The sequence below is a fragment of the Paenibacillus glycanilyticus NBRC 16618 genome (genome assembly GCF_004000805.1).
GTDB lineage: Bacteria > Bacillota > Bacilli > Paenibacillales > Paenibacillaceae > Pristimantibacillus > Pristimantibacillus glycanilyticus.
The window spans coordinates 223636-235975 of sequence record NZ_BILY01000008.1 but is presented as its reverse complement, the minus strand read 5'-3'; the positions used below and the strand labels follow the sequence as shown (position 1 = coordinate 235975).

Here is a 12340-nt window from a genome sequence, read left to right as displayed (position 1 = left end):
TCGCTCAAGGCTTTCTACTGAAGGACAATTTTTAACCTTTTACCGCGCCTGCCGTAAGACCGCTGACGATATATTTTTGTCCCGCTAAATAAAGAATGAGGACAGGAATCGACGTCATTACGAGATCGGCAAAAATGAGATTCCAGTCACGGCTGTATTTGCCGTAGAAGTTGTAGATGGAAAGGGGCATCGTCCATGTCGAGCTGTCCGTAAGGAAATACAGAGGAATCGTGATGTCGTTCCATACCGACATAAATACCATGATTGCAACCGTCGCGTTAACCGGTACGATAAGCGGCGTAATGATTCGGAAGAACACGCCCATCAGGCTCGCGCCTTCCAGAAAGGCAACCTCATCGAGCACCTTTGGCACCGATTTGATAAAACCGCTGTATAAAAAGATGCTGAAAGCAGTATTTAAAGCTGCGTAGATCAGAATGACGCTCGTGATGCTGCCGTAGAAGCCCAGCCACTGCACAACGCGGATCGTTGTGATCGTGGACATCGGAGCGATCAGTCCCATAAAGAAAAACAGATACAGGTAGCTTGCAACCTTGCTGTCGCGGCGCGCTAGTATAAAGGCGGCTGCGGAAGACGTAATAATATTCAAAATGGCGGATACACCGGTAATGACGATTCCGTTCAAAAACGCCCGAGCGAGACCGCCTTCCTTAAATACGGTCACATAGTTAGAGAACATCCATTTGTCCGGGAACCGGATTTGAAATTTGGATACTTCCGCGCTCGTCATAAACGAACCGAAAATCATAAGCAACAGCGGAATGATGATGCCTAGGCAAGCGATTAACAGCAAGATTTCTACCAGGTAGTTGCGCAGCGATATTTTTCGAGCGAAATTCATTATTCGGTAACCTCCTTACGGCGCATGAAGACGAGTAACGGAATGGCAATCAGGCTGACGATGAGGAACAGAAGCGTATTGATCGCCGTGCCCAGGCCCCAGTTGCCTTCGCCAAACGCCCGGAGAATAATCGTACCGACTACCTGCGAGGAATTGCCCGGACCGCCGCTTGTCAATACGAATACTTCGGAAAAGACCTTCAATCCGCCAATCAGCGTAAGCATCAGGTTGATATTGATGGCCGGCAGCAAAAGCGGTACGGTAATGTTCGTAAAGCTTCTCCACGCACCCGCACCGTCAATCGTTGCGGCTTCATAGTATTCCTTCGAGATGGATTGCAGGCCAGCCAAATATATAGCCATTTGGAAGCCGGCTTGCTGCCAGATGGCAACGAGAGCAACCGTCCAAATAACGAGATGAGGATCGGTCAGCCATGCCTGGCTCAGGAAGTGAAGGCCGATGGCGTCAAAAAACTTGTTCACCATGCCTTCCGTGCGAAGGATGGGGGTGAAGACGATAGAGATTACGAGTACGCTTAGAATAGATGGAGAATAAAATATGGCGCGAAGGAAATTGCGGGATTTAAGCCGCATATTTAAAGCGATGGCCAGTACAAGGCCAATCACATTTTTTCCGACAACAGTTGCTAGCGCAAAAATAAACGTGTTTTTCATGGCAAGAAGCAAGGTATCGTCCGTGAAGATCTTGTTGAAGTTATCGATGCCGATAAACTTGATGCCGATACGATCCAGACGCCAGTCGGTAAAGGAGTAATACAGGCCGATAATGGCCGGCATTACGAAGAAGACCGTATAGATCAGCAGCGCAGGCCATACGAGATAATAGCCGTACATACTTTTGGAGCGTGTCATCATTTTCTCATCCCACCAAAATTGTTGATTTTATATTCTAGTTTTTGCTGCGGTGTTCCTTAGAAGGAGCGGCCGCCGTATGGAACAGCAGCCGCAGAAACGTGCATTGGTTTATTGTTGTAGCTTAGAAGCCTGCTTCGCCTTTGTCCTTCATCAGCTCGGCAAACTTGTCATTCCAGGTTTGAAGCACTTGCTGGGATGTTTTGCTGCCCGTGAACTCGTCTTGCAGGCTTCTATACAGTTCGCTGCGGTCAACGAGCATGTAAGCGTCCATCGTCATGGCAACCTTCTTAGGCGTAATGTAATTGTCCAAAATTTCTTGCTTGTATGCAGGAAGCTCAGGCGTTGTTACGTCGCTGAAATTGGATACGTAGCTTTGGTTGTTCACGATTTTTTGCGCCACTTCTTTTGTTGCAATGAAGTCTAGGAATTTTTTGGCTTCTTCGATATGCTTCGCTTTTTTCGGAATAAACAGCTGGCCGCCAAGCGGGCTTGCGCCAAGGTACGCGTCGCCGCTGTTGTCGGTAGGGTAAGCGAACAGGCCGAGGTTCATGTTAGCATCCTGCTGCTGTACCGATTCGATCAGCCAGTCGCCCATGAACATCATCGCTACTTCCTTGTTCAGGAATTTACCCGCAGCCATGTCATAGCTGTCGCTCAAGACGTCGGTATTGGTGTAGCCTTTTTTATACAGATCGTATTGCTGGTCAAGGATCGTCTGGAACGCTTGAATGTCCGTCCATTTTTTCTTGTTTGCGTTCAGATCGTCGAAGAGGGTAGGTTCGCTTTTAGCCGCGTATTCGCCAAACGATGCGCCCGGCATGACGTTAGCCGCCCAGTTGTCTTTGAATGGCATAAAGATTGGCGTGTAGCCGGCTGCTTTAATTTTCTCGCATGCCGCAAGGAATTCGTCATACGTCTTCGGAACTTCAAGTCCAAGCTCTTTGAAAATATCTTTGTTGTATACCACTCCTTGCATGCCCGTATCTTGGCTTACGTGGAAGCTGTAAACATGGCCGTATGCGGACAGGACGTCTTTGTTCAGAAGACGGCTGACCCAAGGCTGGTCATCCAAGATTTCAAAGTTGCGCTCAAGATTAAGGTCGGTCGTCGCGCTAGCCAGGTTGTATTGCAGAATGTCCGGCGTTTCGTTAACTGCCAGCTTGGTCTGGAGAACGGTCGACGTTTGCTCTGCGGGAAGCAGCTGTAAATTCACTTTGATATTCGTTTCTTTCTCGAATTCGTCAAGCAGGTCTTGCTGTACGAAAGCGGAGTCCTGCGAGCTTTTGGATAGAGCAAGCTCAATCGTTACTTTTTTGCCGCCTCCGGTGCTTCCGCTTTCGGAATTCGAGCTGTTGCTACCGCATGCTGCCAGCGATACGGCTAGTACTGCGCTTACCGCGCCCAATGATAGCTTACGTGCTGTTTGCTTCATGTTTTTCTCCCCTCATGTTGCCCTTTGTTGTATCTTCTACTGAATCCGTTTACAATCCAATTGTAGGTTTTTTTCAAAAGGAGGTACATGTTTGACCTTTACCTTTTCTGTGTAAAATTCTGAACTCATATCGAATCGGAGGCTATCATTCTTGAAAGGCTTCAGTCAAAAAATTAAATTTACTCCACGACACACCAGCCTTCAAACGAAGGTAGTTCTTATGTTTTTAGTCTTGCTGTTATTTGTGCTGTGCTGCTTTTTGGCCTATGTGAATTGGCAGGTCATCCGGCCATTGAAGGAAAACAATGAAAACGATAAGCAGCTCACTGCAGCCAAAATCAGCGGACAGCTGGACCAATATATTAAAAACCAGAATCAGCTGTCCCAGCGCGTTTTGTCTAACCAGCAAGTCGCGGCGGCATTATCCGGAGGCTATCATTCGGCGGATTCCGCTGAAGGTCTGACGCAGAGCCGCATATTGAAACAGATGATGTTCGAGGCAATCGGTCCAAGCGTGGATATTCGGGATATGATCATCTATGATCTTGAAGGAAGGGCGGTTTCTTCTTACATCGGTTATCCGTCAAACCCGCTGCTGCTCGAGGCCGGACTGCGGACTGCAATGGATGACAACGACTATATTTTATACCAGCAGAAGAACGGCATAACGGCGTTTGATAGAGCGATTATCAATCAGAATGGCCAGATTTACGGCTATCTATCCATTCAGCTGGACCAGTCCGAGCTGCAGCTTCCAACGGAAGACGTTGCGGTTGGCGACGTCTATATCATGGATCAGAAAGATCAGCTGATTGCCCGCTCGCAGAATGCCAAGGAGCCGGATCATCTGGAGCTTACGAAGGCTAACCCCGAGAGCAGCGGGATGTACTTGGACGGCGATTCCAATTATATCGCCTATAACCATTCGGCCAGCACCGACTGGACAACTTATGTGGTTACACCAAAGCAGGCCGTGCTTGGACCGGTCAATTCCGTCCAATATTTATCGATTACGCTTATTTCCATCCTGATGCTGTTTTCATTCGTGTATATTTATTTCAGCACCCGGAATCTGCTGCTGCCGATTCGGAAGCTGCGAGGCCAGATGTCGCGCATCAACTATAGCAACCTGGATGTCAAAGTGGACAACCGTTCCCATAACAACGAGCTGATGGCTTTAAGCGAATCCTTTCAGGAGCTGTTAGGTCGTCTCCAGCAATCGATCGAAAACGAAAAGCTGGCGCTGCATGAAGAAGTGAAGGCGAGGAACTCGGCTCTTCAAGCGCAAATCTCGCCGCATTTTATTCACAATGTGTTATATTTGATTAGCATTGCCGCCCAAGAGGGTAAAAACAAAGCGGTATCCGATATGTGCAAGCATCTGTCCGATTCCTTGCGGTATATCGTGACGTCTCCTTACCAGCATGTTTCCTTGGCGGAAGAATTGGAGCATACCCGAAACTATTTGTCGCTTGTCGAGCAAAACTACGAAACCGATCTTGAATGGGAAATTATCGCCGAAGATGCTGCCGCCAATCTCATACAGCTTCCAAGGCTGGTCATCCAGCCGTTCGTCGAGAACTGTATCGAGCATGCCTTTACGAATACTGATCCGCCTTGGCGCATCAGTATTCTGGTCAAGCTGTATAACGGCATATGGGCCATTGAAATCAGCGATAATGGCGAAGGTATCGAAGCCGGCAAGATTAATGAAATCATGAAAAATATCTCGAATTCCGAAGCAAGGGAGCATGAGCTCCATATGCCTTCAAGCTTTGGGAATATGGGGATTGTTAATACGGTGAATCGGCTTAAGCTCATGTATAAGAACAGGTTATTTTTCAATCTGTACAATAACGTGGGGGAGGATAAAGGTTCAACCGTGCAAATTATCGCCTCTCTCACGAAAGACTTTTACTAGAAGGAGTAGAAAGCCTATGTTTACCGCCTTGATAGCCGAAGACAGCAAGCCGATACTGCGTAATATCAAGGCGCTTCTCGAATCCTCCGAACTGCCGATCCGGATCGCCGCTACAGCCTATAATGGGGAAGAGGCACTGGATTATTTGAAGAAGCAGCCCGTCGACATCTTGATTACCGATATTCGAATGCCCAAGCTGGGCGGGCTTGAACTTATCGAGCAGGCTATGAGGCTGCATTCGTCTCTGAAAGTTGTGCTCATTAGCAGCTACAGCGATTTCGAATATACGCGGAAAGCGATTAATTTGCAGGTGTTTGATTATTTGCTGAAGCCAGTTGAGCGTAGCCAGCTGATCGAGGTTATGCAACGGATCGTTGATTCGCTCGCTGATAAGCTGGAGTATAGCCTCGAGCCTCTAAAGTCGATTGTGCCACCTGCCTTTCTATCCGGCTTGCGTCTTGAACCGCAATTTCATGAACAGCCGGTCTCGCTGTTTCTGATTGGCAAGCAGCCTTTTACTCCGGATTCAGGCAATTGGAAGGTCGAAACGCTGCAATCGATGCTTAAAGCCATCTGCCAGCCGCTAAGCTGCTGGGTGTTTCCGGCCAAGGATTCGGACCGTTATCTTGTTTTTGTTCAGCCGGCTATGAAGGAGCGGTTCGCAACAACTCTTGCTTGGATGGAATCCGTTGAACGTCTGCTGCTTAGCGTTGATATTGAAATCGCTATGGCGGGTCGTTTTCAGCCGGTTGATCTCGACCAGCTTCAGCTTCAATACTACAAGCTGAAAGGTCTGCTCGATGAAGAAACGCTGCTTGATAAAAGAGTGCTGCTCGATACGGATTATCGCATTCCCGAACAGACGGGGAAGGATGAAGGTATCAGAAGCTTTACCGATATGATTGAACAGCGCCAATCGCAGCCCTTCCTGATTAAACTCCGAGAGTATCTGCAAATCTCCTATAGCCAGCATGCCCGTTATGTCGATCTGGAGAGGCTTGTATCGGCGATAGGAGATGCTTTTGCCCATGCGCTGCCAAGCAGCGGACCCGAGGAAAGGCTGGCAGCGGCAGCAACTGTCAAAGAAATGCTGGAGCAAGGCAGCTACCAGAGATTCTGCGAGCGATGCGTGGACTGGTGTGCCCACAGCTTTGAACAGCTGCAGCTGCGCAACCGGAAAAGCGGAGAAGAGCTGTTCGAGCAGATGGATGCTTACGTCAAGCTCCATAAATTTTCGCAGCTTTCCATCAATGATCTGGCTGCCAAATTCCATGTCAGCGCGTCCTATGTGAGCCGGATCATAAAGCGTTATACGAACACGACGTTTGTCCAATATTACATGGAGCTGAAGATCGGGGAAGCCTGCAAGCAGCTGCGGGCCAAGCCGGATTTGAAAATCAAGGAGCTCGCGGATGCCCTTTCGTTTAGCGACCAGCATTATTTCTCCAGGGTGTTCAAGGATCATACGGGATTAAGCCCAAGCGAATATAAGGAGCAATGTGTGGGTTCAGAGTTTTAAAAAACGGTGCATGGATAGTCCATGCACCGTTTTTTTAGCTATAAGGATATCAAAGAATGTAACAATTATCGTAATAGCCGCTTGAACAGGCAATAACCAATACACGGCAATTCTCTCGCCTTTCAACTCCCATGAATATCGGAGGCTATCGCCTTCAGGGTCAAGTGTACAGGTCGTATTTCCCCTAAGTGAATACAATAAGCTGTAATCCAAAACTGGAAGGGGATAATTACGGTGAACCGCAACTATTACATGGGCATGGGCAATGTAGGTAGTATGAATGAAGCTAACTTTTGTCCCGATTGTCCAACGCAGACGATTTATGATCCTCCGATTACTCTATATGAGAACTACTACCATCCGCAGCTTGTGAATGTCGTCCAAAATATTGAAACGGTGAAGCAACATCATTGTTGTCCCGTCTATCAGCATCTTTACACGCATACCGAGAAAAACGTTATGGTTTCGAGCGCGAAACGCGGGAAACAAGCTAAAGCATCTTCCAAGAAACGTTCGAAAAAATAGAACCAAAATTAACGAATGACTTATGGATGTGCTGTTTTATAAGGCGCGCTTAAGCATAAAAACAGACTCCTGCTCGGAGTCTGTTTTTATTAGAATAATTTGAAAATCAAGACAACAGTTCTAGTTATACAACAAAAAAGAAGCCTTAAGTTTAAAGGCTTCTCCACGTATTACTAAGTATGATCTGTAGTGGGCTCGAACCACTGACCCCTACCCTGTCAAGATAGTGCTCTCCCAGCTGAGCTAACAGATCGTGTAAGTGATGAATATTAATATATCAGCATCCAAAATGAATGTCAACACAATTATTGCCTTTTCATAAACCCGAAAAACTGCTACGATATTTATCACATTAAAGGTCAAGCTGACAACAAGGAGAGACCGAAATGAAGACAAGCAGACAAAACGCGGAACACTACATATGGGGGGACCAATGTGACGGCTGGCATCTGCTGAAGCGGCAGGATTTGAGCATCATCCATGAGAAAATGCCGCCGCATACGGCTGAAACGCGCCATTACCACGAGAAGTCTCAGCAGTTCTTCTTTGTTCTCGAAGGGACGGCGACCATTGAGATTGCCGGAGAGACCTTTGAGCTGGAAGCGCATGAAGGGATCCACGTAGCTCCGCATACTCCGCACCAGATGTTTAACCAATCGGATCGCGACATTCAGTTTCTTGTCATATCGGAGCCTACAACCAGGGGAGACAGATATCCTTCCTAATCAGTTTATAAACCGCCATTCGTACCTGATCGTAAGATCGTACGGATGGCGGTTTTTATGCATCAGGAGATCGAGCTGTATAATCTTGTTCCCCTTGGCTGCGTACCGTGCTCGTCAGGCTCAAGCGTTATGCCAATAGAGTCAAAGGCAAGCGTATCGCCGGATATGGGCATCGCGAGTACTCCGATCCCTTTGTCATCAACCCTGAAAGTTCCGGCGCTATCCTTTTGCCCGGCATGGTTGAGCCATACCTGGTAGACGGAGCTGTCTCTGGAAGCCGGAGCCCCAAATACATAGACGACAAATTGCTTGTTGCTTCCGTTATCCACAATACAGGCGACGGCATAAGACGAAGCGACGTCATCCGATACCGGCTTCAAGGAGATAAGCTGATTGATCTGGGAAGCGGATACGGACAACGCCTGTTCGATAGGGATAACGGATGGGCCGCTTCGGCTGCGATACAGCTCCACGTTCCAAGCCGTGCCCGCAACCAATACGGCGAGTACCGCTGCGGCGGCAGCACCCCAGGTCAGCTTGCGGAAGGAACGTTTTGCAGGGCGCGGTAGCACGGAGGCCAGCGCGGCGTCCATGACCTGCTGCTTCAACTCAGCCGGCGGTTCGATCAGCTCCATATCGGAAGGGAGGGAGTCCCATACGAGTCTTAGCTCTTCGAGCTCGGTCTGGCAGGCCGGGCAGCCTGGAAGATGCCGTTCGAAAGCTTTCTTTTCTTTATCGGAACAAGCACCCGAAATATAGTCAAGGGCATTATGGCAAACCGTCACATTTTGCTGCTTCATGATTGCTCTCCTTCGGCCACGAGATGCCTGCGTAATATTTTTAACGTCTGATGCAGACGGTTCTTTACCGTTCCTATCGGCTGGTTATATATGGTCGCAAGCTCGCTGATGCTATAGCCCTGCCAATAGAAATGCTCAAGCAAATGGATCTGCTGGGCGGACAAATCGCGGTAAGCGCTGCGGATCTGGTCCTTCATCTCGCTGTTAACGGCAGCCGTTTCCGGCGTGGCGGAAGCTTCGTCGGGAATTTTGGCCAGCTGCTCCGGTTCGACTTGAACGAGGGGAGCCGTGTCTCTCCGTCTTTTTCGCAGCCAGTCGGTCGTAATATTGCGGGTAATGGTCAGCAGCCAGCTGGAGAACCTGCCTTGCTCGGGATCATAGACGGATTTGGTTGTCCATAATCGCATAAATACGGCCTGGACGATTTCTTTCGCGACATTCTCGTCTTTTAACGTTTTCCAGGCGAAGGAATAAACGAGAGACGAGTAACGGTCATATAGAACAGAAAGCGCTTCGCTCTGCTTGCTCTGAATGAGCAGCATCAATTGATGATCCGTAAGCTCCCGCATACGATGGTACCTCCAAGAGGATAATATAAATCTATTCTATCAACTGTTTACAGCCTTGCAATACATAAGGAAAACAGGGATAACCAAGTATGGTTATCCCAAAATTTATTTCTATTTGTCCGATACGCTAATCGTGGCCTGCATGCCCGGATGCGGCATACAGTGATAGGCGAACTCGCCTGCTTTATCAAAGATAACGGTCTTAGCTTCATTCTCGGCTAACAGCCCGGTATCAAAAGAATTGTCATCGGCTGTCGCGCTATGCTTGATTTCGTCCTTATTAATAAATTTGACGCGGTCACCCGGCTTTATTTCCAGCTTGGCAGGGGAGAAGGCGAAATTCGAAATTTCAATGATATATTCCTTGCCGCCATCGTCGGCACTCGACGCTGTTGCGGCAGGCGAGCTTTTTGGATGATCCTCGCTGGCAGCAGGAGATGTCTTCGAATCATCATCGTTCGTGCGCCCGCCATGATGATCATCATGGGTGGGGGCTGGCGAAGGTTTTGGCGTGACTGCTGCCGAAGCCTGTGGTTTGGCCGTCGCCGAAGCTTGGGGTTTCGCGGTTGCCGATGCTTCTGGAGCTGCAGACGGTGACGGCGATTCCGAAGGCGCGGCTGATTCATGCTGCATATTCTCGTGCTCTTCACTAGACATAGATGCTTCCGGAGTAGGGCTTGGCGTGACGGTCGCCGCCTCCTGCGATGGAGGGGGAGCGGAGGCCGCCTTATCGGATGAGCTGCCGCATGCCGCCAGAAGAAACGCAAACAGTAGTCCGGATAACAGGAGCAGCAGGCTTTTGCTAGTTATAAATTTCATGATAAATCCCTCACTTCACAATAATCTGACCGGTCATAAACGATTTGTGCAGCTCGCAATAGTAATTGTAGGTACCCGGTTTATCCAGAGTAATCGTATAGGACTCTCCAGTTTTGAGCACGGGAACTTTAAAGCTGCCGTCGGCGGCCACCGCGTTATGCTCCATCTCGTCTAAGTTAGTGAAAGTAATTTTGGAGCCGGCTTCAACGGTCAGAGGTTCCGTGCCGAAAGAGAACTGTTTAATATCTATCCGGTAGGTTTTGGCTTCCGGTGTCATGCCTTTAAAGGTAGACGGATTAATAACAAACCATACTTGGTTTACGTTCTGGCCAAGCACATCCCCGGATTGTGCATCCTTAATGAAGTAGTAGAGCGGGTAGCCTTTGTAAGTCCATTGCTTCGTGCCGTCGGCACGGGTGATGCTCGAGAAATCGGCTTTGTTCAGGAAAGCGGGAATTTGCAGCTCATCGGATGTGAACACGGGCCAGTTGACGAGGCATTGTCCACCGCAAGCATTGATATTCTCGGCATCCTTGGTGAAATAGTACAAGGTCATGCCGTTACTGTCGGTCAGATAAGCACCCAGCTCTTGATGGCTTCGCAGCTGAATTCTTTTCCCTTGAGGAAGGGCTGCGGATTGCGGGAGTACGCCTTTCTGCTGGAGGTTAACGAAAAAGGTTTGCCCTTGAGGGGTTTGCACGGTTAAGGCTTCGATAAGCGCTGTCGCAAGATGAGCGTTGGTCAGCGGACTGGCTGCCGCAATGGATGCCATCCCTTTGGAAGCGGCAAAGGTCAACGTATCCGCATAGGCGAACTCGGAACCGGAACGGAAGCCGATATTTTCGAGAAGAACTTTGTACAGCTGTTGAGCGCTGACGGGATCGTTCGGATGGAAGGAACCGTCCGGGTTGCCGGCCCAGCCCAGTTCAGGATGCTGCTTCAAGTAAGCGAGAATAGGAACATTGGATTTGCCTGCTTTGCCTGCGTCTTTAAAGGAAGAAGAGCCCGTGCCCGCCATGGCCTCCTTCAAATGGCCGTTCAGGCGCAAAGAAATGATGGCAGCCTGCATGCGGGTTGTCTGCTTGGCTAGGTAAGTTTCGTTAACGCCGCTGCCGTCGCCCAGCAGGAGTCCCAGCTTCGCCGCCGATTCTGCGTCGGTTGTCACGGAAGGGGGCTGCGTTTCCGCTGCCGAGGCTCCGATAACTGACGACAGCAGACCTGTTAAGAGTACCGCGGCAAACATAAACATGGTTAATTTTTTAGTGGTCATGAATAATCCTCCTCAAAGAATAATGATCTCTTATAGGAGGTAACGAAGGAAAGGAGAAAGCGGTTTGAAGGAAATTGAATTTTTTTCGGGGTTGCAAAAGAGGAAGGCCCATGCGCTTAAGCATGGACCTTTTGCGTCTCGTTATTAATGATTACTATGCGGAATATCGCATTTGTTCTGAATGAACCGGATCTGATTCTCGAGCCGGTTAATCTCCTCCTGCTGCTCGGCAGTGGAGGCGGATCCGTTTCTTAACGAATCAAGCTGCGCGATAAGGTTCGGCAAGTCGGAAGAAGCATTTGCGCAATCATAGCTGCTGTTCAAATCCAAAGTCATCGTGAAGTTACTCTCCCTTCGGTATTGTGAGTACGTTTGTCCGCCAATTAGTATGATCCGGATCGGCAATTATGATGCGAACTTGTGACAAAATTAGCATATTTTATTCTAGCCATACATACCTGTATAGAAAGCATTTGCATGACTAATAGGAGGCGGTATCGTTTGGCACAGGAGTATGCCTATATGGCCGTATGGCTTCTGGGCTTGTTTGGCATCGTGGGTACGGTAATCGCATGTGTGGCAAGGTTTGTCGTAAAAGATTCCTTATCGTATGATCAAACGCATGTATGGCGCAGAAAGCTGCCTCCCGAAACAAAGAAAAAATGACCATCAATTATGAGGTGAAGAAAAAAATCGGCTGTCCGCGATCGCGGCAGCCGATTTTCCGGTTATTAGAAGGTTGGCAGATTGTCGAGATTATTGTCCTTGCGGCCGTCCGCGTTAGAACGAAGATGCTCTTCGTGGTCACGGCCTTTAAAGACGTTTAATCCGGCAATTTCATTATTTTTAACCATCGACTGCGCGGTTTTGTAATCGACGACCCGGCCAGACGTTAATTGCAGTTCAACAATATCGCCGTCTCCGTTCTTGCGTACGGCAACGACTTCTTCTTGTGTGTGATCCATATTATCATCCTCCCGATGATAGTATGGATCGATTTGGCCCAATACATGCACGTACCTG

General features: G+C 48.7%; 14 protein-coding genes and 1 tRNA gene. 5 read left to right on the top strand and 10 right to left on the bottom strand.

Annotation, left to right across the window (positions count from 1 at the left end; genetic code table 11):
• Window positions 1-31: 31 nt before the first annotated feature.
• The 3 genes from PGL01S_RS08865 to PGL01S_RS08855 all read right to left on the bottom strand — a co-directional run bounded on the left by PGL01S_RS08865 (window position 32) and on the right by PGL01S_RS08855 (window position 3169).
• Window positions 32-862 (bottom strand): carbohydrate ABC transporter permease, encoded by an 831-nt coding sequence (locus PGL01S_RS08865; RefSeq protein ID WP_127493584.1) that lies wholly within the window; start codon window positions 860-862, stop codon window positions 32-34.
• Entirely contained in the window at window positions 862-1737 is an 876-nt protein-coding gene (locus PGL01S_RS08860; protein WP_373864151.1) for a carbohydrate ABC transporter permease, read from the bottom strand. Before PGL01S_RS08860 ends, PGL01S_RS08865 begins: the two co-directional genes overlap by 1 nt.
• Window positions 1738-1858: 121 nt before the next feature.
• The gene (locus PGL01S_RS08855) at window positions 1859-3169 is read right to left on the bottom strand and encodes an ABC transporter substrate-binding protein (RefSeq protein WP_127493582.1); all 1311 of its coding nucleotides are present in this window, start codon (window positions 3167-3169) and stop codon (window positions 1859-1861) included.
• A 220-nt stretch (window positions 3170-3389) separates the two neighbouring features.
• Between PGL01S_RS08855 and PGL01S_RS08850 the strand changes: the two genes are divergently transcribed.
• The 3 genes from PGL01S_RS08850 (at window position 3390) to PGL01S_RS08840 (ending at window position 7134) form a co-directional block, all read left to right on the top strand.
• Window positions 3390-5090: a sensor histidine kinase gene (locus PGL01S_RS08850; protein WP_164775415.1), complete on the top strand. Its 1701-nt coding sequence runs from the start codon at window positions 3390-3392 to the stop codon at window positions 5088-5090.
• A gap of 16 nt (window positions 5091-5106) precedes the next feature.
• Window positions 5107-6609 carry a response regulator gene (locus tag PGL01S_RS08845; RefSeq protein WP_127493577.1) on the top strand — a complete coding sequence of 501 codons (1503 nt, stop codon included), beginning with the start codon at window positions 5107-5109 and terminating at the stop codon, window positions 6607-6609.
• A gap of 234 nt (window positions 6610-6843) precedes the next feature.
• Window positions 6844-7134: a hypothetical protein gene (locus PGL01S_RS08840; RefSeq protein ID WP_127493575.1), complete on the top strand. Its 291-nt coding sequence runs from the start codon at window positions 6844-6846 to the stop codon at window positions 7132-7134.
• A 180-nt stretch (window positions 7135-7314) separates the two neighbouring features.
• Here PGL01S_RS08840 and PGL01S_RS08835 read toward each other — a convergent pair.
• Window positions 7315-7387, bottom strand: a tRNA-Val gene (locus tag PGL01S_RS08835).
• Between the two features lie 133 nt (window positions 7388-7520).
• On the opposite strand from PGL01S_RS08835, the gene PGL01S_RS08830 reads away from it, so the two are divergent.
• Window positions 7521-7859 (top strand): cupin domain-containing protein, encoded by a 339-nt coding sequence (locus PGL01S_RS08830; RefSeq protein ID WP_127493573.1) that lies wholly within the window; start codon window positions 7521-7523, stop codon window positions 7857-7859.
• A 62-nt stretch (window positions 7860-7921) separates the two neighbouring features.
• On the opposite strand, the gene PGL01S_RS08825 is transcribed toward PGL01S_RS08830, so the two are convergent.
• From PGL01S_RS08825 to PGL01S_RS08805, 5 genes are all read right to left on the bottom strand, one after another.
• A complete protein-coding gene (locus tag PGL01S_RS08825; RefSeq protein WP_127493604.1) occupies window positions 7922-8659 on the bottom strand; it encodes an anti-sigma factor in 738 nt (245 codons plus the stop codon).
• Window positions 8656-9228, bottom strand: a complete 573-nt coding sequence (locus PGL01S_RS08820) for an RNA polymerase sigma factor (protein ID WP_127493571.1) — start codon at window positions 9226-9228, stop codon at window positions 8656-8658. Before PGL01S_RS08820 ends, PGL01S_RS08825 begins: the two co-directional genes overlap by 4 nt.
• 111 nt (window positions 9229-9339) lie before the next feature.
• Window positions 9340-10047 (bottom strand): cupredoxin domain-containing protein, encoded by a 708-nt coding sequence (locus PGL01S_RS08815; protein ID WP_127493568.1) that lies wholly within the window; start codon window positions 10045-10047, stop codon window positions 9340-9342.
• A gap of 10 nt (window positions 10048-10057) precedes the next feature.
• Window positions 10058-11317, bottom strand: coding sequence for a plastocyanin/azurin family copper-binding protein (locus PGL01S_RS08810; protein ID WP_127493566.1), 1260 nt, complete (start codon window positions 11315-11317; stop codon window positions 10058-10060).
• A 144-nt stretch (window positions 11318-11461) separates the two neighbouring features.
• Window positions 11462-11653, bottom strand: coding sequence for a DUF2524 domain-containing protein (locus PGL01S_RS08805; protein WP_127493564.1), 192 nt, complete (start codon window positions 11651-11653; stop codon window positions 11462-11464).
• Between the two features lie 165 nt (window positions 11654-11818).
• On the opposite strand from PGL01S_RS08805, the gene PGL01S_RS30785 reads away from it, so the two are divergent.
• Window positions 11819-11983: a hypothetical protein gene (locus tag PGL01S_RS30785; protein ID WP_015845397.1), complete on the top strand. Its 165-nt coding sequence runs from the start codon at window positions 11819-11821 to the stop codon at window positions 11981-11983.
• Window positions 11984-12048: 65 nt separating this feature from the next.
• Here the strand turns inward: PGL01S_RS30785 and PGL01S_RS08800 are convergent, their stop codons facing one another.
• Window positions 12049-12282: a DUF3892 domain-containing protein gene (locus PGL01S_RS08800; RefSeq protein ID WP_127493562.1), complete on the bottom strand. Its 234-nt coding sequence runs from the start codon at window positions 12280-12282 to the stop codon at window positions 12049-12051.
• Window positions 12283-12340: the final 58 nt, after the last annotated feature.